Below are 21,432 nucleotides of genomic sequence, written 5' to 3' on the forward strand. Positions count from 1 at the left end.
GTGCACTCTAAATGCGGTTGTTATCTTGGTAACTGAAGTATCCGGCGGTCCGCCTGACGGACCCGCATTCTTTATCCGGAAAAGGGAAGGCTATGAGCTCGCCAGCTGATCATAAATCCGCTCCCCGCATCGGGCTTGCCCTTGGTGGCGGTGGTCCTTTGGGCGGGATTTATGAAATCGGAGCGCTTCGGGCGCTGGATGAAGCGCTTGATGGTCTCGATTTCAACAACATCGATGTTTATGTTGGCGTTAATGGTGGTTCTTTTGTGGCGGCAAATCTCGCCAACCAGATGACTACAGCGCAATTGTGCCGGATTTTCGTGCGCAATGAGGCGGAAGTCCACCCGTTCCATCCGGAGGTGTTCTATCGCCCGGCTCTCCGGGAGATCGGCAGTCGCTTGCTGGCAATTCCGGGCCTGGTTTCGACAGCGGTCAGTCGTTTCATCAACAACCCCTACGATCAGAGTCTGCTGGAAGCCATGACCATCCTGGCCCAAGCGGCGCCGGCCGGGTTGTTTGATAACGAAGGCCTGCATGAGTATCTCAAGCGGGCCTTTACCATGCTGGGCCGCACCAACGATTTTCGTCAGCTCAAGCGCAGCCTCTACATAGTCGCTGCCGATGTTGAGAGTACCGAAGCAGTCTGCTTTGGCGCTCCCGGCTTTGACCACGTGCCAATTTCCAAAGCCATCCAGGCCAGTACCGCATCGCCAGGTCTGTATGTGCCAGTGGAAATTGACGGCCGCTATTATGTAGATGGCACGCTGCGTAAGGGCTTGCACGCCTCTGTGGCTTTTGAAGACGGGGCGGATCTGGTTTTTGCCGTGAATCCCCAGGTTCCTATCGATGCCAGCGCCGCGGTCCGGGCCGGCTCCATGAAACCGGGCGAGCTGACCCGCTCAGGTATGCCCAACCTTCTGTCACAGACCTTCAGGACCATAGTGTACTCCCGGATGCAGTCGGGCATTGCCCAGTACGCCCGGGATTATCCCGACAAGGACATTCTGCTGTTCGAGCCTACCCGTGACGACGCCAAGCTGTTCTTCTCCAACGTATTCAGTTTCCAGTCCCGGAGAATGGTGTGTGAGCACGCCTACCAGATGACCCGGCGTGATCTTCTGAACCGTGCCGATCAGCTGGAGCCCAAGCTGGCGAAATACGGCATCACGCTGAGACGGGATCGCCTTGAAGACGAGCAGCGGACAATCAGTACCAGTCTTTATGGCGAAATGCTGCCACTGTATGTCGCCAAGGGCAGGAAGAAAGAAGCCGAGAAGGGCCGATTGGCGGGTAGCTTGAGTAACGTGTCGCACCTCTTCTCAAAGGCGCAATAGTTCTCAGTGGGTGAGGGGCCAGATGACCGTTTCATCTGGCCCCTTGTTCAGGCTTACAGAATATACCGGCTCAGATCCTCGTCTTCAGACAACTCTCCAAGCTTTTCATCCACGTATTCAGCGGTTACCTCGAAGCCATCGGTAACCTTGTCGCCGGCATCGAAGGACAGTGTTTCCAGCAAACGCTCGAGTACGGTATGCAGACGACGGGCACCGATGTTTTCAGTGCTCTCGTTCACCTTCCAGGCAACCTCGGCAATGCGCGCAATGGCATCTTCCCGGAAGTTCAGTTTTACGCCTTCGGTGAGCATCAGCGCTTCGTACTGCTGCACCAGGGAGGCATCCGGTTCGGTCAGGATGCGCTTGAAGTCCTCGGGTGTCAGGGCCTGAAGCTCAACGCGGATCGGCAAGCGACCCTGAAGCTCCGGAATCAGATCTGAGGGCTTGGACAGATGGAACGCGCCGGAGGCAATAAACAGAATATGATCGGTGCGCACAGAACCGTATTTCGTGCTCACGGTGCTGCCCTCGATTAACGGGAGCAGATCCCGCTGGACGCCCTCGCGGGAAACATCTGACGAAGTGTTCTCTGACCGCTTGGCCACCTTGTCGATTTCATCCACAAACACGATGCCATTTTGCTCCACCGCCTGGATGGCTTTCTGCTTGATCTCTTCTTCGTTGACCAGCTTCGCAGCCTCTTCTTCCTTGGCGCGCTTGATTGCGTCCGCAACCTTCATCTTCCGGGTCTTGCGCTTGTCCGAGGACAGGTTTGAGAACATGCTCTGCAGCTGGTTGGTCATCTCCTCCATGCCCGGGGGCGCCATGATTTCCACCCCGGCGCTGGAGTTGCGCAGGTCGATCTCGATCTCCTTGTCATCCAGCTCGCCCTCCCGGAGTTTCTTCCGGAACAGTTGGCGTGTGGATGAATCGGAGCTACGCTGGCTGTCCTCACCGAAATCTCGGGGCGGCGGAAGCAGCGCGTCCAGAATACGCTCTTCCGCAGCATCCAGTGCCTGTTCTTCGTGGCGCTTCATTTCAGCTTCGCGCAGCATTTTGACGGCCATATCCGCCAGATCCCGGATAATGGATTCCACGTCACGGCCGACATAACCGACTTCCGTGAATTTCGTGGCTTCCACTTTCAGAAACGGTGCGTCGGCCAATTTTGCGAGGCGCCGGGCAATCTCGGTTTTACCCACACCCGTGGGACCAATCATCAGGATGTTCTTGGGTGTGATCTCGTCGCGCAGGCTGCTGTCCAGCTGCATCCGGCGCCAGCGATTTCTCAGGGCGATGGCCACCGCCCGCTTGGCTTCTTCCTGGCCCACGATGTGTTTGTTGAGTTCGTGGACAATCTCACGGGGAGTCATTGCAGACATGGTCGCTCCGGATCAGTCGTTTTTGGAGAGCACTTCAAGGGTGCGATTGTGGTTGGTGTAGATACAGATATCGGCAGCGATATCCAGACCTTTTTCGACAATCTCGTGTGCGGACAGGTCGGTATTTTCCAGCAGAGCGCGGGCCGATGCCTGGGCAAAGGGGCCGCCCGAACCGATGGCAATCAGGCCCTGTTCCGGCTCTATCACATCGCCGTTGCCGGTAATGATCAGGGAGGCGGTTTTGTCCGCCACGGCCAGCAAAGCTTCGAGCCTGCGCAGCGCACGGTCTGTTCGCCAGTCTTTCGCCAGTTCCACCGCGGCCCTGGTGAGGTTGCCCTGGTGTTTCTCAAGCTGAGCCTCGAATCGCTCAAACAGGGTGAAGGCATCGGCGGTGCCGCCCGCAAAACCGGCGATCACCTGGCCGTTATAGAGGCGGCGAACTTTTCGGGCATTGCCTTTCATTACGGTGTTGCCCAGGGAAACCTGGCCGTCGCCACCCATGGCAACTTCGTCATCGCGCCTGACGGAAAGAATGGTAGTCATTTGGGCTCCAATTGCCTGATTGAAATTGGTATCCCGTTGTTATGGAGGCTTCTGGTGCGAATTCAAGGTGTTCGCACCGTGCCCGAAAGATCAACCTTCCTTGGGGATCTTCCGGACCAGTGGCTGGATATTCAGGGAAACCAGTTTATCTATGGCGGAATTCATCTGGCTTCTGGAGGTGAAGGGGCCAACGTTGACGCGGTACCAGACCGAACCGTTGTCCAGGTCAATTCTCTGGGTACTTGCCCGCAAACCCTGGAAGGCAATCTGGGCCCGCTGTCGTTCGGCGTCCTCCTTGCTGCGGAAGGAGCCGGACTGAAGCAGATAATTAAAATCCGTTTGTGTCGGTCCGGGTGTGTATTCTTCGACTTTCGGCGGCACCACCTCGGATTCCGGCAGCATCTCGTAGAAGCGGAACCCGGGTTTTTCCTCTTCCTTCGCGGTCTCTGCGGGCGTCTTCGCAGGTTTCTGGGCCGGTTTTTCAGTGACTGCTGGTTGCTGCGCACCCGGACTCGTTGGCAAGGAGTTCAGGTAGACAATAAACCCGATAAATCCGCCCACGGCCGCCAGGGACAGTATCCACTTGAGCGACAGGCTGCCGTGCTGGGATCGGGCGCTGGCGGTGGGCTTTGGGCGGGCAGCCTTCGGCTTTGCCTGCTTCGCAGATTTTTTGCGCGAAGTGGCTGAGGCTTTGGCAGGTCTGTCCTTGCGGGCGTAATCTCGGGACATTCGTCTTACATCTCTTCCGGTGCGCTGACGCCCAGCAAGTCCAGGCCGTTGGCGATTACCTGCCTGATGGCAAGATAGAGGCTGACCCTGGCATCGCGAATGGCGGTATCTTCAATCAATACCTTGTGGGCGTTGTAATACGTATGAAACTGGCCCGCCAGGTCCCGCAGGTAGTGCGTGAGATGGTGCGGTTCACGTTGCGCGGCGGAATTGGCAATGAGCTCCGGATACTTGGCCAGCTGGTTGGCCAGGTCCTTTTCCTCATCAAGCGTTAACAGTGAGAGGTCGCCGATGCATTCGTTACGGCCACGCTCCACGCCTTCCTCTGCCAGTTTTCGAAGCACGCTGCAGATGCGGGCATGGGCATACTGGACGTAATAGACCGGGTTTTCATTGGTCTGGGAGCGAGCCAGATCGATATCGAAGGTCAATTGGGAGTCTACCCTGCGCGCGGCCAGGAAGAATCGGGTGGCGTCGCGGCCAACTTCATCAATCAGATCCCGGACGGTTACGTAGCTGCCAGCGCGTTTGGAGATTTTTACCTCCTGGCCGGAGCGGGTCACCATCACCATCTGGTGCAGTACATAGTCCGGCCATCCTTCCGGAATGCCGGCGCTCAGGGCCTGCAAGCCGGCGCGAACGCGGGTTACGGTAGAGTGGTGGTCGGCGCCCTGTTCGTTGATAACGGTGGTAAAGCCCCGTTGCCACTTGTCCAGGTGGTAGGCGACATCCGGCAAGAAGTAGGTGTAGCCACCGTCCTTCTTGCGCATGACCCGATCCTTGTCATCGCCGAACTCTGTGGTCTTCAGCCACATGGCACCATCCTGCTCGTAGGTGTAGCCATTTTCCTGCAGGCGTTTGACCGTGGCTTCAACCTTGCCGTCTTCGTACAAGGAAGATTCCAGGAAATAGACATCGAACTGAACCCCGAAGGCTTTCAGGTCCAGATCCTGTTCCCGCCGCAGGTAAGCGACGGCGAATTCGCGGATGGCATCGCGGTCTTCCGGGTCCGCCTTGGCGGTCACTTCCCGATCGTCCGCAGTAACGGTGTCGCCAGCAAGGTAGGCCTTAGCAACATCAACGATGTAGTCGCCCCGGTAGCCGTCCGCCGGCCAGTTCTCGTCGTCCGGCGTCAGACCTTTCACCCGCGACTGAACGGAGAGTGCCAGGTTATCAATCTGGGCACCGGCGTCATTGTAGTAAAACTCCCGGGTCACATCGTACCCGTTCGCTTCCAGCAGCCGGCAAAGGCAGTCACCTATCGCCGCGCCACGGCCGTGACCAACGTGGAGGGGGCCTGTGGGGTTGGCCGAAACAAACTCCACCTGAACTTTTTCGCCCTGGCCCTGATTGTTGCGGCCGAAGCGGTCGCCTTCATCCAGTATCGTGTTGACCACTTCGAAAGCACTGGCCGTGCTCATAAAGAAATTGATGAAACCGGGCCCGGCGATCTCCACTTTCTCCACCGCTTTGCTCTGCGGCAGCTTCTCGATCAGCGCCTCCGCAAGTTTGCGAGGCGGACAACCGGCGGCCTTTGAGGCAACCAGAGCAATGTTACAGGCATAGTCCCCGTGGGACTTGTCCTTGGTATTGCCTACCTGTGGGGTGAAGGACTGGTCCGCAGGCAGAGTGCCATCGGCTTGGAGTGCTGCCAGTGCAGACTGGAGCAGATCGGAAACGGTCTCTTTCATGCTGTCAGATGACTCGGTTTACAGGAGAATTGGGTTCGGGGCAGGAGGCCCGTTGAAAACAGAAGGCGGCTATTATCGCGGAAAGTTGGGCTGCAAGCAAAAAGCCCGGCGGGTGCCGGGCTTTTTGGACAGTTAGAGTGAAATAGATCGCTCTATCGGGGCTCCACCATAAGGGGATGGTGGGGTAAGTGTGACCGTTAACGAGGGTGTTGTTGTGAGGTCGTCGTCCTGACCCGCCAGAATGCATTGTGAAATCTGATTGGCGGAGATGTAAGTGTTTTCAACTGAAAAGTCGCTAGTAGTGGAGAAAATCTCACCATCTTCAATTGAAAAGCTGATTGACGTTCCCGTCGGCAATGGAACCCTTTGACCTCCGGCAGTACTGCCGCTGGCGGTCACGCAATATTCATTTGCGTTGCCAGACGGCGTGAGAGTTGCCTTGATGCCTGCATCGCTAGCCATGACAATATAACCCTGCGCCCAGATGGTAACCGGACCTTCGGTGCAGTTTTGAGTGTCTGGATCAAGGCAGCCCGAGCCGTCGTATACCCCATTAGGGCCGTCGTAGGAGCCGTTGCCATTGTCGTCAAAGAACTGATCTGTGCCATTGGTAAAAACGCGGTCGGTGGAGAAGTCCATGAACGCTTCTCCCGCCTCAAATACAATTGATGAATCAGGGTTGAATTCCCCGTTATCAAATTCATCATTGCTGTTGAGGTCGCGAAAGCTCTCATCTCCGACGGAGCGCGCGAGGATAGCTACTCGCCCGCTAGCAGGGCGTGGATCGGCACTGGTCCAAGTCACAGTGCAGATTCCCGAAGCGTCTAGCACGCAGTAGTTCTCGATGGAGCCCCCTGTCGTTGTGAAAGCAACAACCGTATTTCCCTCCAGGTTGTTGTTGTTGAACCTGTCCCCTGCGTTAATCGTCACTTGAATTGTTTCATTGTTATGGAATTGAGCATTGGGCATAAAGGTGTCAATGCTCAATGAGAAACTATCCTGGTCGGGAACGAAGGCGTTGATGGAGATCGGTGGAGATATAGTGGAAGCGCTGCTGCCATCTTCGCGGACTATGCTGGCGATGACGCGCACAACGGTGTTCTGTTCTCCTGCAATAACACGAGTGCGTGCAGTTCCGCCGGGTCCGGATGTTGTTGAAGTGCTATCCAGTCTTACATCTTCGGCGTTAGAACTTGCTTGGCTGGAGTAGCTCAGGGTGAAAGAGACTTCGGCCCCTTTGACGGGGTTACCCGTTTCGTCAACTACGTTAAATGAAACCACCGAATCGCTCGGCCGAGCAGTTGTTGCGTTGCCTGTTGGTGCAATTGAACTAGGTTCCGGAGCATTACTGGTCAAGTTGTAAGCAAACGCCTGAGCTATCTCAAGTGTCTGTTGTGCTGTGGCGCCACCAGGGCCAGTTGCGGTGATGGTATCGTTCCCGCTGCACCCATTAGCTTCATATTCAACTTCAATCAGACCAGAGGTTGTGGTTACTGGAGTGTTGACTAGGGATTCGCCTGAGGAGATGCATCGAGAAGTGAAAGTTATCTCGGTCTCGCTTCCAGCCATCAGTTCATTACCGTTGGCTGCATCTACGGCGGACAGGGAAAGGGTTGTTATGCCTCCCGCACTGAGGTTTTGGTTTGCGGCATTGATCTGGCCTTCGACAAAGGAGTCACTTGAGCCAGTCCCCAATGCCACGGAAGCGGTCGGTGTATTGGGCGAGTCCGAGGGCGTGGTCGGGCTTTCGCTAGATGTTCCCGAGCCACCAGAGCCAACGTTGACGATTGGGGCTGAACCATCATCCCCTCCGCACGCGGCAAGTACAACGGCTAGAGATAAAGCGGTTGTTCGTGCAAGGAATTTCCCTGACATTTCCAATCTCCATTTTTCCATTTGGGTATAGAAGCTATCCATAAAGCTGATTCCCTGCATGAGAATCGCATATATGATTTTTGCAATTAAATATTATTTAATAGACTGATCGGATCTTAGCACAGGGTGCTCAAATGCAAATTAAGAGAACCCACTTTTGTGTAAAAAACTGTGAAATGATGGAGGGTTACGTCGCAAATTAGCCTGTTTCCTGCGGATCAACATCAATCATCCATTTCACCCCTGCAGGCAGCTTTCTCTGGTCCAGCTCCTGGCAGACTCCGGTTAGTAAACTGTTCAGTTTTTTCCGGTTGCGAGCGTTGAGGATAAGTTGCGCCCGGTGCTTGTCGGCGCGTCGGGCAATCATGGCTGGCAGCGGCCCCCAGGTTTCGATGCCTGCGGTATTGGTAAGAGGCTTTATTGTATCCAGCACCTGCAGGCTCTTTTCCATTGTGTCGGCTTCTGCCCTGAAGATGGCCATGGCGCGGAATGGCGGGAATTGTCCTTCTTCTCGTTCTCTTAGGAGTTGGTCGGCGATATCGAGATACTGGCCTTCACAAAGCGTCTTCAGTAACGGATGGTCGCTGTGGCAGGTTTGCACCAGAACTTTGCCGGGTTTTGTGCCGCGGCCTGCGCGGCCGCTGACCTGCAGAAGGGTTTGAATAAGTTGTTCGGGAGCGCGAAAGTCCACGCTGAACAGTCCGCCGTCGGCGTTGACCACCACCACAAGTGTGACGTTGGGGAAGTCGTGTCCCTTCGCAAGCATCTGGGTGCCGACGAGCACGCACGGCTTGCCGCTGTTCACCTGATTCAGAATGCCCTGAATGCTGCCTTTGCGCTGAGTGCTGTCGCGATCCACCCGCACAACAGGCGTGTCCGGGAAAGCGTTGGCGAGAATATCTTCCGTTCTTTCTGTGCCCTGTCCAACAGGTTTGAAGGCTTCACTTTGGCATTTCGGGCAATGTTCCGTGGCTGCCGTCTGATAGTCGCAGTGGTGGCATCGCATTGCCCGGTCCCGGCGGTGGTAGGTCAGCCGCGTGTCGCAACGGGGGCACTCAACCATGTGGCCGCAGTCGAAGCACATCATGACCGGGGCAAATCCACGTCGATTGACGAAGACCAGCGCCTGCTCACCTTTGGCCAGGGTCTGCTCAATGGCATTCAGGGCGGGCCGGGACAGGCCGCCTTCCAGCGGGCGGCTTCGGATATCCAGCAGGCTGATGGCAGGTGGCGCAGCATTACCGGCACGTTCCTCAAGCTTCACCAAGCGGTATTTGGCTTGCTCCGCGTTATGGACGGACTCCAGGGACGGAGTCGCGGAACCGAGAATGACTGGGCAGTTGTTCAGGTGGGCCCGATAGACGGCCAGGTCGCGGCCGGAATACCGGAAACCTTCGCCCTGTTTGTATGAGCTGTCGTGTTCCTCATCGACGATGATGGTGCGCACGTTGGTGAAGGGCAGTAAAACAGCCGATCGGGTGCCTACCAGGATAACCGGTTCACCGTTGCGGACTTTCAGCCAGGTTGTAAGGCGCTCACCGTCGTTTAGGGCTGAGTGCCATACTACAATCCGGCTGCCGAAGTAGTGTTGGAATCGGGCAACTGTTTGGGGTGTGAGGTTGATCTCCGGAACCAGTACCAGCGCCTGATCTTCGGTCCCGAGGTTTTGTTTCAGGTAGTGCAGGTAGATCTCGGTTTTTCCGCTGCCGGTGATGCCGTATAAGAGAAAGGCACCAAACCCTTCGCTTGGAGCAGCCAGCTCTTCTGCGGCTGAAGCCTGGGCCATGGACAATTCCGGTCTGCGAGCAAGAAGCTCAGGGTCCTCACCGCGTGAATTCGGCCGGGGCGGCGAAACGGCCTCAATCAGTTGCTTCTCGCGCAGTGCGTTAAGCTGTGCCCGGGCGAAACCGGCCTGCAGAATATCCTTTGTCGGAGCACCCCTGGAGTGCTGGCTTAGCCAATCGATAAGTGCCTTCTGTTTATGGGCATTTGCAGGAAGTGTTGCTGCGTCGTCGAGTGTACGCCACCACTGTTCCATTTTTTCTTCGGCGATTCGCCCTCGTCTGAGGGCCGGGGGTAGGGCAGTGAACAGGCATTCGCCCAAGGGGTGTTGATAATAGTCGCTCGCCCAGCTGAGAAGTTTGAACGTTTCTTGCGGTAATGCGGGCCATTCCTCCATAACCGATGACAGCGGCTTGAGCTTTATTCCCGGTGGCGGCTCAACGCCCACCTCTACAACGAGGCCGGTTGCCTGCTGCCGGCCAAAGGGGATTCGCACTCTCTGACCCGGCGTCAATTCAAGGTCTTCGGGAATGATGTAATCAAAGAGTCGACGCAGAGGACGATTCAGGGCGATTCGTGCAATCAATGGCACTGAGTGCTCCACTGGATGACGGGTGTCACGGTTTTTCCTTATCCTGTTTCAGTCGGCGGCCTGCCGCGAAATCCGGGGGTGGGCGAGTCCGGAAGTCGGTGTGGTGCTTGCCTGCAGCAATAATTGCAAGTAAGATTCGCGATCTGTTTCCGGCAGGGCATGATTGTGCCCCGTCTTCTCAATTGATTCAAACATGCGGTGCCTGGCACCCGGGCCGATCAGACGCCCCGTGATCAGGTAGCGGCATGACCTAACGAGGTTCGCCATGAAAGAAGGTATCCACCCCAAGTACGAAGAGATTACCGCAACCTGTTCCTGCGGGAATTCATTCAAGACCCGTTCTACCTACACCCATGATCTGCAGCTGGACGTATGCTCCCAGTGCCATCCGTTCTATACCGGCAAGCAGAAAGTTATGGATACCGGTGGTCGTATCGACCGTTTCCAGAAGCGTTTCGGTGGCCGTATCGGTGGCAAGAAAGACTGATCCTGGTGGATTCGGAAAAGCGCCTGCGGGCGCTTTTTTTATGCCCCGAGATCAGCATGTATTTATAAGATACATACGCAATTAGCCCTATTGACTGTTCACAAAATGTTCGTCGCCCACTTGTCGTTTCGGGTCTGGCGGGCCATAATGGCGCGCTCCGCTGGGCAAGCTCCGGCGGTTCATTACCTTTAAACGTGACAAACGGAACAGTGGCAATGTCTCAAGATCTGAAAGAAGCAGCCCTTGAATATCACGCCAAGCCGCGGCCTGGTAAGCTGAGTGTTGAAATCACCAAGCCAACCAAGACTTCCCGCGACCTTTCCCTGGCGTATAGCCCCGGGGTTGCCGAACCGGTCCGCGAGATCGCAAAGGACCCGGAGAACGCATACAAATACACCGCCAAGGGTAACTTGGTGGCTGTTATCTCTGACGGTTCTGCGATTCTTGGTCTGGGTAACCTGGGTCCGCTGGCAAGCAAGCCGGTTATGGAAGGCAAGGGCGTACTGTTCAAGCGCTTTGCCGGAATTGATGTCTTCGATATTGAAGTCAATTCCGAAAGCCCGCAGGCGTTTATTGAAACAGTTGAGCGTATTGCAGATACCTTCGGTGGTATCAACCTGGAAGACATCAAGGCGCCTGAATGCTTTGAGATTGAGCGAGCTCTGATCGAAAAGTGCAACGTGCCCATCTTCCACGATGACCAACATGGTACTGCTATTGTAACTGCAGCCGGTATGATCAATGCCCTTGAGCTGCAGGGGAAAAAGATTGATGAGGCGAAGGTGGTGTGCCTGGGTGCTGGTGCCGCTGCAATTGCCTGCATGAAGCTGCTGATCAGCTGCGGCATTCGCTCTGAGAACATCTTCATGCTCGACCGCAAGGGTGTGATCCACTCTGGTCGTGATGATCTGAATCAGTACAAGGCGATGTTCGCCAACGACACTGACAAGCGTACCTTGGATGACGCTATTGATGGCGCTGACGTATTCTTGGGTTTGTCCGGTCCGGACCTTCTGACCGCCGACCAGCTCAAGAAAATGGCTCCGAAGCCGATCGTTTTTGCCTGCTCCAACCCCGATCCGGAAATCAGCCCGGAAGTTGCCCTGGCGGCTCGCGATGATCTGATTATGGCCACCGGCCGTTCTGATTATCCGAACCAGGTTAACAACGTGTTGGGCTTCCCGTTCATTTTCCGTGGAGCGCTGGACGTTCGTGCCACCACGATCAATGAGGAAATGAAGGTGGCGGCTGTCAATGCAATCCGTGAGCTGGCCAAAGAGCCTGTGCCGCAGGAGATCTGCGAGGCTTATGGGGTGGAGAGCTTTGAGTTCGGGAAAGAGTACATCATTCCCAAGCCGATGGATGTCCGCTTGCTTGAAGTGGTGCCAGCGGCCGTTGCTCGCGCTGCCGTGGATTCCGGTGTTGCCCGTAATCCATACCCTGCGCATTACCCGCTCAAGTCCATGGACGACATTATCTGATCTGTCGTTCAGGATGATCAAAAAAACCGGCGGTGATCCCGCCGGTTTTTTTGTGCCTGCTTCTGATGTTAGAAGATTCTCCGTGACAGATCGTCTTCCTCAGAGCCTCCGTTACGATCACTCTCGGTTTCGGATGCCAGCGGTGGTGGCGCGTCCTCTTCCCGAAAGACCTCAAAAACACCGTCCTCACCCGGCCTGGCCCGCTGTCCCGTTTCGGGGTTGATCCGTATGTTTACGATGCCATTGGGACGAGGCATAAAGGAAGAGGGTGCTCCTTCAAGCGACACTTCCATGTAGTCGAGCCAGATGGGTAGGGCGGTGCTGGCGCCAAACTCGCGTCTGCCGAGCGGTGCTGGTTGGTCGAGTCCGACCCAGGTGGTTGTGGCTACGTCGTGGTTGAAGCCGGCAAACCAGGTATCTTTCTGCTCGTTCGTGGTACCGGTTTTGCCGGCAATATCATCCCGGCCGAGAGCCAGTGCTCGTCTGCCTGTGCCGCGGCGAATCACATCCTGCATCATAGAGTGCAAAATATAGACGGCGCGCTCGTCCGCCAGTCTGCGCATCACACGAACCTTTGGCGGTTTGTCGCTGTTTTCCGAAGAGTTTTCGGCTGAATCTGCATTGCCTTCTTCGGTATCTGAAGTCGCTTGCTCTGCAACTTCGTTGCAGTTTTCTTCGCACAAAATGGTTTTCGGTGCCTGGTAGATGGTCTCACCGCGGAAGTCACTGATGGTTTCGATCAGGTAGGGCTCAACGTCATAACCACCGTTGGCGATCACGGCCATACCTCTGGCCAGTTCCATAGGGGTAAGCTGGCCGCTGCCCAGGGAAAGCGACAGGTCGTCTGGCATGTTTTCGACCGGAATCTCCAGCTGTGCCAGGTAATCCAGGGTGTTCTGTATACCCAGGTCGCGCAGAAGCCGAATGGAAACCAGGTTGCGTGAGCGATAGAGTGCTTCCCGAAGACGGGTCGGGCCATAAAACTGTCCGGAGGAGTTCTGGGGCCGCCACGCGGTCTCCAGCTCTGAATCGTCGAACACGATTGGTGCGTCGTTATAAATGGTTGCCGGCGTCATGCCGCTTTCCAGGGCGCTCAAGTAGAGAAAGGGCTTAAAGGTGGAGCCGGGCTGTCTTCGTGCCTGTATGGCCCGGTTATATTTGCTCTGACCGAAGCTGTAGCCCCCGCTCAGTGCCTCAATGGCACCGGTTTTGGCTTCCAGTGAAATCAGTGCGCCTTCTACCCTCGGAATCTGGGCGAGTGCCACGGTCACTACTGTGGGCTGCTCCGGCTCGTCAACCTGTGGCATGTTTTCCTTGGTGTCAGCTTCTGGGGAAGCCTGGGCCGGGTCCTGGGCGCGCACATAGACAACATCGCCTGGCGAAACAACATCTGAAGGTTTCTTGGGCTCTGGACCAGTGAGGTTTTCGGTTTTGTAGCGCTTTGCCCAGGTCATGGTTTCAAAAGGCATGACGGCGGAGCCGATGCGGCGTGCGTGTACACTCACTTCGCCAGATTCGTCGTCAACCTCCTTGACGACTGCGGGCAGCAAGGACTCTATCCGAGGGTAATTCAGAATCAGGTCGGATAATTCGCTGTTGGCCAGTGTTTCCTGGTCGATCTGGCCGATGGGGCCCCGGAAACCGTGGCGTCGATCATAGGCTTCCAGTCCATTCCTGAGTGCTTCGGTGGCAACTTGTTGCTTTTTGCCGTCAACCGTCAGGGTGACGGTATAGCCATCTGTGTAGGCGTCTTCGCCGAACCGCCTCACCATTTCCGATCTTGCCATTTCAGCAACATAGTCGGCGTCGACTTCGGTTTCCGTGCTGTTATAGCTGGCAGTAATGGGGGCGGAGACCGCAAGTTCGTGGGCATCCGGAGTGATGTATTCCAGATCCCGCATGCGTCCGAGAATCCAGTTCCGGCGGATCATCGCACGGTCCGGGTTGGCCAGCGGGTTGAACGCTGAGGGCGCCTTGGGCAAGCCGGCGAGCATGGCCATCTGGGCCAGGGAAAGTTCCGAGACCGGTTTGTTGTAATAGACTTGCGCGGCAGCGGCAATTCCATAGGCCCGATTGCCAAGGTAGATTTTGTTCAGATAGAGCTCGAGGATGCGATTTTTATCCAGTTCACGTTCGATCTGAAGAGCCAGAAGTATCTCGTTGAACTTCCGGATAAAGGTTCTGTCCCGTGACAAAAAGTAATTTTTTGCAACCTGCATTGTGATGGTACTGCCCCCGGACTGGATCTCGCCGGTTGAGATCAGTTCGATGGCAGCCCGCGCCAGGCCTTTGATGTCGACCCCAAAGTGCTCGTAAAAACGCGAGTCTTCAGCTGCCATAAAGGCTTGTAACTGAATTGTTGGGATCTGTTCGATTGTGATGGGTGCCCTTCTCTTTTCACCGAATTCTGCTATTAATCTGTTGTCTTTGCTATAGACCCGTAATGGTGTCTGAAGCTTGATGTCCAGAAGCTGATGAACCGGCGGAAGGCCAGGGCGAAGGTAAAGATAGAAGCCTGAGGTTACGATAACGGCGACACTCAGTCCGGTAAGAAACAACCAGGCGAAAAGGCGAGATGTGCGCAACAAATGAGACATTTTTTTCTGACAACTGTTGGATATAGGTCTATCATTTGAGAAATTGCTTTAGGAAGGAAGAGTCGCTTCACCGCTGCAATAGTTCTCAATTAAAGAAGAACACGCATTGTAGACGGAATGGTGAAGAAATTCTCTTAAATAAAAAACACATAAGTTACGTAACCGGGTGCATCTAACCAGGTATAGGGTGAGCGCGTGTTTGGATTAGGAAAGAAATCCAGTGCAGTGCTGGGCGTGGATATAAGCTCCAGCTCGGTCAAACTTCTGGAGCTGTCAAAGCAGGGCGACCGTTATAAGGTCGAGAGCTACGCGGTAGAGCCTTTGCCGGCCAATGCCGTGGTGGAAAAAAATATAACGGACGTTGAAGCCGTGGGCGAAGTAATGAAGCGGGTAGCTTCCAAGTCCCGTTCTGGCGTCAAACAGGTGGCTGTTGCGGTTTCAGGTTCTGCGGTCATTACCAAGCTCATCCAGATGGATGGCGGCCTCAACGAATTCGAGATGGAAGATCAGATTGCCCTTGAGGCCGATCAGTACATTCCATACCCACTGGACGAAGTGGCTATCGATTTTGAAGTCCAGGGTCCCTCTGAAAGCAACCCCGATCAGGTAGATGTGCTTCTGGCTGCATGCCGAAAGGAAAATGTCGACATTCGGGAGGATGCGCTCGAGATTGCTTCTTTGACGACCAAGGTCGTTGATGTCGAAGCCTACGCTCTCGAGCGTGCCTATGCGCTAATCGAGCCGCAGATGGATTCTCAGGGGGAGGAGCTTGTGGTCGCGATCGTGGATGTTGGCGCGACCATGACCACGCTGAGCGTTCTGGCTGGCGGCAAGACCGTTTACACCCGTGAGCAGATTTTCGGTGGCAAGCAACTGACCGAGGAAATCCAGCGCCGTTATGGCTTGTCTCTGGAAGAGGCTGGTCTTGCCAAGAAGCAGGGCGGACTGCCCGATGACTACGAGTCCGAAGTGCTTACCCCGTTCCGCGAAGCCGTGGTGCAGCAGGTGGCCCGAGCGCTTCAGTTCTTCTTTGGTGCCAGTCAGTACAATGCTGTCGATTACGTGGTTCTGGCTGGGGGTACGGCCTCGATTCAGGGGTTGACGGAAATGGTCGAAGAAAAGACAGGAACACCGACGATGGTCGCGAATCCTTTTGCAGACATGGCGGTAGGGTCACGGGTCAACGCATCGGCACTGGGTAATGATGCGCCTTCCCTGATGATTGCCTGCGGCCTGGCAATGAGGAGCTTCGACTGATGGCAAAGATTAACCTTCGACCGTGGCGCGAAGAACTCCGTGCCGAGAAACAGAAACAGTTTGTGGTCATGATTCTGGGTGCCGCGATTATTGCCGGTGGGCTCGTCTTCCTGTGGAAGACTGATATGGATAGCCGGATCGCCTATCAGCAGTCCCGGAACGCGTATATCGAAACAGCGACAAAGAAGCTGGACCAGCAGATCAAGGAGATCGAGAACCTCAAGCGCAAGCGGGATGAGTTGCTCGCCCGGATGCAGGTCATACAGGACCTTCAGGGCAAGCGCCCGGTTATCGTGCGAGTCTTTGACGAGTTGGTGAGGACATTGCCTGATGGTCTGTTCTATATGGACCTGAAACGAACTGGCGAGCGTCTCGATATTGTCGGCATGGCTGAGTCGAATAGCCGGGTTTCTGCACTTATGCGTCAGTTTGAGGAGTCCGAGTGGTTTACGGCTCCCGACCTCTCTAATGTTTCCGCTGCTGATAGTCGCCGGGCCGGTTACAGCCAGTTCAATCTGTCGGTTAAACAGAAAACGCCCGAGCCCGAAGGGGAGGATAAGTAATGAGCCTCGCGGACTCTCTTAAAAGCTTGAATGAATTTGATATCAACGATCTCGACGTTAACAACGCCGGTATCTGGCCTGCTCCGATCAAGGCGATCGTCGTACTGATCATTTTCGGACTCATCGCTGGGGGCGGTTACTGGTTCTTTATCAAAGACCAGTATGGGCAGCTTGAGCGCGTCGAGCGGACGGAGCAGGAGCTGCGGAAGACCTACGAAGAAAAGGCCTATCAGGTGGCCAACCTTGAGGTCTTTAAAGCCCAGATGGCAGAAATGGAAGAAACTTTCGGTGCATTGGTGAGGCAGTTGCCCAGCGAGACCGAGGTGCCCGGGTTGCTTGAAGACATCACTAATACAGCTCTTGGTAACGGATTGGCGCTCCAGGAAGTGGCGCTTCAGCCGGAACGCCGGCGTGATTTCTACTCTGAGCTGCCCATTAATATCCGGGTGTCTGGCTCTTATCATGAGCTGGCCTCCTTTGTCAGTAGCGTTGCCAGTCTGCCGCGGATTGTCACGTTGCATGACTTGACCATAAAACCAACTGGCGGAGATGGAGAACGGCTTGATATGCAGGTTGTCGCTCGTACTTACCGCTACCGGGCTGGAGAATGAGCATGACAGGAAAGCATGCGGTAAAAGCCTGGCTGGGTGTCTGTGTGGTGTCTCTCCTGACAGCCTGTTCCCAGGGCAGCGGATTTTCAGATCTTGATCAGTTTATGGCCGAGACCCGGGCGAAACCAAGGGGTTACGTTGAGCCTCTGCCTGAGTTTAAAGCTTACGAGGCCTTCAGTTATTCGGCGGCAGACCGTCGTGCGCCTTTCGAACCGCCGATCGACGTTCAGTTGACCATGGTGGACGAGCAGCCAGTCAGCGACGTTGAGCCGGATCTGGATCGGCCGAGGGAAGTTCTTGAGAATTTTGACCTGAAAGCGCTTGAAATGGTCGGCACGCTTCAGGGTACATCGGGCAATCTGTTCGCCCTGATTGAAGACGATACCGGCGGAATCCATAGAGTCCGTACCGGAAATTACATGGGGCAGAACTACGGTCGCATTGTGGGCGTCAGTGAAACCCGTATCGAGCTTATTGAAATCGTTCCCAATGGCCGGGGTGGCTGGGTAGAGCGTCCTCGCTCCCTGACCCTGGAAGAGGGCGCAGGCTAAGGAGCGGCTGAATGAAAGTTGAAAGAAACATGCACGTACAAAAAAGTTTAGGGTCGAGGCTAGCGATGTTCAGAAAACTCAATGTATACGTCAGCGTGATTGCTTTTGGGTTGTTATCCGGCCTGGCCAACGCGGTCACGCTGGAAGACGTGTCGTTTTCGTCGCTACCGGGCGAGCGGCTTGAAGTTACACTTCAATTTGATGGGGCGCCGCCAGAACCTTCCGGATACACCATTGAGCGCCCTGCTCGAATCGCGGTTGACCTTCGGGACACGACCAGTGGCCTGAACAGTCGCAGTGTGCCTCTGGGGTCAGGCAATGCCCAGAGCATGACCGTGGTGGAAACCAAGGATCGTACGCGGTTGATTTTTAACCTGGTTGAGCTGGTGCCCTACGACACCGTTCGCTCGGGGAACTCCCTGGTCATGACGATCGGCGGGCAGGCTCAGGGCGTTGCCGCGAGTTCCTCTGCGTCCGTGCCGCAAAGTAATTCATCTGCAGGTCCCATGTCTTCCAACGCCCTTGCCGGGGTGGATTTCCGGCGAGGCAAGGACGGGGAAGGCCGTGTGCTTGTTGATTTGGGTAGCTCCAGCACGCCGGTGGACCTGACAGAGCGTGCCGGCAAGATCCGTCTGACGATGGATGGTATTGAAGTGCCGTCGGATCTTCGTCGTCGGCTCGACGTGACAGACTTCGCAACGCCTGTTACCCGTATCGACACCTTCGTGGAAGATGGCAATGCCGTTGTCGAGATTAGCCCTGAGGGGAACTACGACTACATTGCCTATCAATCTGGCAGCCAGTTTACGGTCAGTGTTGAGGCGTTGAGCCAGGAAGAGGCGGAGTCTCGTCGGGAAGAAAAGTTCCCGTATACCGGCGACAAGCTCTCCCTGAACTTCCAGGATATTGAAGTCCGCTCGGTTCTTCAGCTGATTGCCGACTTCACCGGCCTGAACCTGGTGGCCAGTGACACGGTAGGTGGCAGCATCACCCTGCGTCTGCAGAACGTTCCCTGGGATCAGGCTCTGGATCTGATCCTCAAGACCAAAGGGCTTGATAAGCGTCAAATTGGCAACGTGCTGCTGGTAGCGCCTGCGGATGAAATTGCCGCGCGAGAGAAGCTTGAGCTTGAGACTAACAAGCAAATCGCAGAACTGGCCCCGGTTCGTCTGGACATTATTCAGGTTAACTACGCCAAGGCTGCTGATGTTGTTGCGTTGATCAAAGAAGATGAGGAGCTGATTTCTGATCGCGGATTTGTTTCCTCTGACGTTCGGACAAACACCATCAGCGTTCGTGAAACTGCAGAGAAGCTGGATGAAATTCGGCGCCTGGTATCGACATGGGATGTGCCGGTACGTCAAGTATCCATCGAGGCTCGGATTGTACGCGCCCAGACCAACGTGGCGGAGGACCTCGGTGTTCGCTGGGGTGGTGCGGCATACGATGTCAGCGGAGACAATGTGTTTACTGTGGGTGGTTCGCAGCAATCCCTGCAGGAGGCGCGCGACGCAGCGGCTGGAAACAGCAATACCATTACGTTCCCGGGCGCCCTTGCGGTTGATCTCGGCGTGACAGGTGAAGGTGCGTCCTCCTTCGCCATCGGGTGGGGCAGTGACGACTTCCTGGTAGACCTTGAGCTTTCCGCCCTAGAGAGCGATGGTCAGGCCGAAGTCGTTTCCCAGCCCCGAGTGGTAACTGCCGACCGTCAAACGGCGTCGATCAAATCTGGTGAGGAAATCCCCTATCAGGAAGCGTCCTCAAGTGGTGCGACATCTGTTTCCTTCAAGGAGGCTGTGCTCTCCCTGGAAGTAACACCGCAGATTACACCGGATGACAAGATCATCATGGATCTGGTAGTGAATCAGGACTCTCGTGGTGAGGTGACTGCCGGTATTCCATCGATCAATACCAATGAAGTCACTACTCAGGTACTGGTTGGTAACGGAGAGACGGTTGTTCTGGGTGGTATCTTCCAGTCGGAAGTCGCAACCCAGACCACCAAGACGCCTTTCCTCGGAGATATTCCTTACCTGGGCCGTCTGTTCAAGCGTACCGAGCACATCGATGAGCGCAGTGAGCTGCTGATCTTCATTACCCCGAAGATCATCAAGAACGACCTGCTTCGCTAATCGGTGTAGTTTAAAAGCCGCCGCTTAAAACCGGCGGCTTTTTTGTGCCTGAAACAGGCCTAAGGCGGGTCCTGAACTTATGCAATCATGGACCCTGTGATATTCTCACCCGCCTGAACGAAACTGAGCTGAAGTTATGTCTTTGCCGAAACGCGTTGTCCTGGTTGGCCCCATGGGCGCAGGGAAAAGCACGATTGGCCGGATGCTCGCCAAAGAGCTGGGCTATCGTTTTCTCGATTCTGATCGCATCATTGAGGGGCGGTGCGGGGCCAATATTCCGTGGATTTTTGATGTTGAGGGGGAAGATGGGTTCCGTTTGAGGGAGACGGCCATGCTGGAAGAGCTGTCCCATGAAGATAACACCGTGCTGGCCACAGGGGGCGGAGCAGTGATGCGCCAGGAAAACCACCCTATCCTGAAGAGGGACGCGACGGTCATCTATCTTAAAACGTCGATTGAGCAGCAGGTGGAGCGGACACGCAGGGACCGAAATCGGCCCTTGCTGCAAAACGACGATCCGGAAGCAGTTTTGCGGAAACTTTTCTCGATCCGCGATCCGCTGTATTCGAGCCTGGCAGACATTATTATGTTCACGGACAAAAAAAGCCCCAGGCTTGTCGTACGTCAACTGGTTAATCGACTCAACCCCAAAACCCCCCGTCATAAAAGGCAGATACGAAAGGAAGGTCGCAATCATGTCTAACGTGTATCGCGAACTCTCGGTGGAGCTGGGGGAGCGCAGTTATCCTATTTTTATCGGCCAAGACCTTCTCGGCACCCATGATCTGTCGCCTTACGTGTCCGGGTCACAGGTCATGATCGTTACCAACGAGACGGTCGCACCGCTCTATCTTGAGCGGGCGAAGGCCTGTTTCCCGGAGAAGCGGGTCGATAGCGTCATCCTTCCAGATGGCGAGAAATTCAAGGACTGGCAGACCCTTAACAGGATTTTTGACGGACTCCTTGAGCAGCGGCACACCCGTAAAACCACACTGGTTGCCCTCGGTGGGGGTGTCGTCGGCGATATGGCTGGTTTTGCTGCAGCCTGCTACCAGCGGGGTGTTCCGTTCATCCAGATTCCAACCACCCTGCTTTCTCAGGTGGACTCTTCCGTTGGCGGAAAAACCGGCATCAATCACCCCCTTGGCAAGAACATGATTGGTGCTTTCCATCAGCCACAGGCCGTTCTGATAGATACCGACAGTCTGCAGACCTTACCCCCGCGCGAGGTTTCCGCGGGGCTGGCGGAAGTGATCAAGTATGGGCTTATTCGGGACCAGGGCTTTCTTGCCTGGCTTGAAGAGCATATGGATGCTCTGGTCAGCCTCAACCCGGCGGTGCTGGCAGAAGCCATCTTCCGGTCCTGTGCCTGTAAGGCCGAGATTGTGGCCCTCGATGAGCGCGAGGGTGGCCTCAGAGCGATACTGAATCTTGGTCATACCTTCGGGCATGCGATAGAAACCTATGCCGGATATGGCAACTGGCTGCACGGAGAGGCAGTAGGGACCGGTATGCTTATGGCCGCCGAATTGTCTGCTCTTGAGGGGATGATCAGCCGTGACGATTGTCAACGGATAAGCCGACTGATTCTGAGTGCCGGATTACCGGATAAACCTCCAGTCGACATGACAGCGGATGACTTTATGAGCCTGATGGCTGTCGACAAGAAAAACGTGGATGGCCTGCTCAGGCTGGTGCTGCTTCGCTCGGTTGGCGATGCTGTCGTCACATCAGAAGCGAGCCCTGAAAACCTGGCCCTGACGTTTGCTCGTTTTTCCAGCGCGACATGATACCGGCCTGAAGGCTTCAATGATTTGGTAACGGA

The 21,432-nt window shown here is 55.5% G+C and carries 17 protein-coding genes; 10 read left to right on the plus strand and 7 right to left on the minus strand.

Annotation, left to right across the window (positions count from 1 at the left end; translation table 11 throughout):
• The first annotated feature begins 92 nt into the window (after positions 1-92).
• Entirely contained in the window at positions 93-1,334 is a 1,242-nt protein-coding gene (locus tag FMN52_RS05320; RefSeq protein WP_148607625.1) for a patatin-like phospholipase family protein, read from the plus strand.
• 53 nt (positions 1,335-1,387) lie between these two features.
• Here the strand turns inward: FMN52_RS05320 and hslU are convergent, their stop codons facing one another.
• From hslU to FMN52_RS05350, 6 genes are all read right to left on the minus strand, one after another.
• Positions 1,388-2,716: an HslU--HslV peptidase ATPase subunit gene (hslU, locus tag FMN52_RS05325; protein ID WP_148607626.1), complete on the minus strand. Its 1,329-nt coding sequence runs from the start codon at positions 2,714-2,716 to the stop codon at positions 1,388-1,390.
• Positions 2,717-2,728: 12 nt separating this feature from the next.
• The gene (gene hslV / locus FMN52_RS05330) at positions 2,729-3,259 is read right to left on the minus strand and encodes an ATP-dependent protease subunit HslV (protein WP_008170810.1); all 531 of its coding nucleotides are present in this window, start codon (positions 3,257-3,259) and stop codon (positions 2,729-2,731) included.
• Between the two features lie 90 nt (positions 3,260-3,349).
• Positions 3,350-3,988 carry an SPOR domain-containing protein gene (locus FMN52_RS05335; protein WP_148607627.1) on the minus strand — a complete coding sequence of 213 codons (639 nt, stop codon included), beginning with the start codon at positions 3,986-3,988 and terminating at the stop codon, positions 3,350-3,352.
• Between the two features lie 5 nt (positions 3,989-3,993).
• The gene (gene argS, locus FMN52_RS05340; protein WP_148607628.1) at positions 3,994-5,679 is read right to left on the minus strand and encodes an arginine--tRNA ligase; all 1,686 of its coding nucleotides are present in this window, start codon (positions 5,677-5,679) and stop codon (positions 3,994-3,996) included.
• Between the two features lie 132 nt (positions 5,680-5,811).
• Positions 5,812-7,596: a hypothetical protein gene (locus FMN52_RS05345; protein WP_148607629.1), complete on the minus strand. Its 1,785-nt coding sequence runs from the start codon at positions 7,594-7,596 to the stop codon at positions 5,812-5,814.
• A gap of 157 nt (positions 7,597-7,753) precedes the next feature.
• Entirely contained in the window at positions 7,754-9,928 is a 2,175-nt protein-coding gene (locus FMN52_RS05350) for a primosomal protein N' (protein ID WP_148607630.1), read from the minus strand.
• Positions 9,929-10,193: 265 nt separating this feature from the next.
• On the opposite strand from FMN52_RS05350, the gene rpmE reads away from it, so the two are divergent.
• Together rpmE and FMN52_RS05360 are read left to right on the plus strand one after the other, a co-directional pair.
• Positions 10,194-10,415, plus strand: a complete 222-nt coding sequence (rpmE, locus tag FMN52_RS05355; protein WP_148607631.1) for a 50S ribosomal protein L31 — start codon at positions 10,194-10,196, stop codon at positions 10,413-10,415.
• A gap of 215 nt (positions 10,416-10,630) precedes the next feature.
• Positions 10,631-11,896, plus strand: coding sequence for a malic enzyme-like NAD(P)-binding protein (locus tag FMN52_RS05360; RefSeq protein ID WP_148607632.1), 1,266 nt, complete (start codon positions 10,631-10,633; stop codon positions 11,894-11,896).
• Between the two features lie 68 nt (positions 11,897-11,964).
• Here FMN52_RS05360 and FMN52_RS05365 read toward each other — a convergent pair whose 3' ends face one another.
• The gene (locus FMN52_RS05365; RefSeq protein WP_148607633.1) at positions 11,965-14,493 is read right to left on the minus strand and encodes a penicillin-binding protein 1A; all 2,529 of its coding nucleotides are present in this window, start codon (positions 14,491-14,493) and stop codon (positions 11,965-11,967) included.
• A gap of 195 nt (positions 14,494-14,688) precedes the next feature.
• Here FMN52_RS05365 and FMN52_RS05370 point away from each other — a divergent pair, with 195 nt between their 5' ends.
• The 7 genes from FMN52_RS05370 to aroB all read left to right on the plus strand — a co-directional run bounded on the left by FMN52_RS05370 (position 14,689) and on the right by aroB (position 21,397).
• Positions 14,689-15,750, plus strand: a complete 1,062-nt coding sequence (locus tag FMN52_RS05370) for a pilus assembly protein PilM (RefSeq protein ID WP_148607634.1) — start codon at positions 14,689-14,691, stop codon at positions 15,748-15,750.
• A complete protein-coding gene (locus FMN52_RS05375) occupies positions 15,750-16,313 on the plus strand; it encodes a PilN domain-containing protein (protein WP_148607635.1) in 564 nt (187 codons plus the stop codon). Before FMN52_RS05370 ends, FMN52_RS05375 begins: the two co-directional genes overlap by 1 nt.
• Positions 16,313-16,924: a type 4a pilus biogenesis protein PilO gene (gene pilO / locus FMN52_RS05380; RefSeq protein ID WP_148607636.1), complete on the plus strand. Its 612-nt coding sequence runs from the start codon at positions 16,313-16,315 to the stop codon at positions 16,922-16,924. The genes FMN52_RS05375 and pilO overlap by 1 nt, the downstream gene beginning before the upstream one ends.
• Positions 16,925-16,926: 2 nt before the next feature.
• Entirely contained in the window at positions 16,927-17,475 is a 549-nt protein-coding gene (locus FMN52_RS05385; RefSeq protein ID WP_148607637.1) for a pilus assembly protein PilP, read from the plus strand.
• A gap of 65 nt (positions 17,476-17,540) precedes the next feature.
• Positions 17,541-19,607, plus strand: coding sequence for a type IV pilus secretin PilQ (gene pilQ, locus FMN52_RS05390; protein ID WP_205424903.1), 2,067 nt, complete (start codon positions 17,541-17,543; stop codon positions 19,605-19,607).
• Positions 19,608-19,743: 136 nt separating this feature from the next.
• The gene (gene aroK / locus FMN52_RS05395; RefSeq protein ID WP_148607639.1) at positions 19,744-20,310 is read left to right on the plus strand and encodes a shikimate kinase AroK; all 567 of its coding nucleotides are present in this window, start codon (positions 19,744-19,746) and stop codon (positions 20,308-20,310) included.
• Positions 20,303-21,397, plus strand: a complete 1,095-nt coding sequence (gene aroB / locus FMN52_RS05400; RefSeq protein ID WP_148607640.1) for a 3-dehydroquinate synthase — start codon at positions 20,303-20,305, stop codon at positions 21,395-21,397. The genes aroK and aroB overlap by 8 nt, the downstream gene beginning before the upstream one ends.
• Positions 21,398-21,432: the final 35 nt, after the last annotated feature.

The sequence above is a fragment of the Marinobacter sp. BW6 genome (assembly GCF_008107725.1).
Lineage (GTDB): Bacteria > Pseudomonadota > Gammaproteobacteria > Pseudomonadales > Oleiphilaceae > Marinobacter.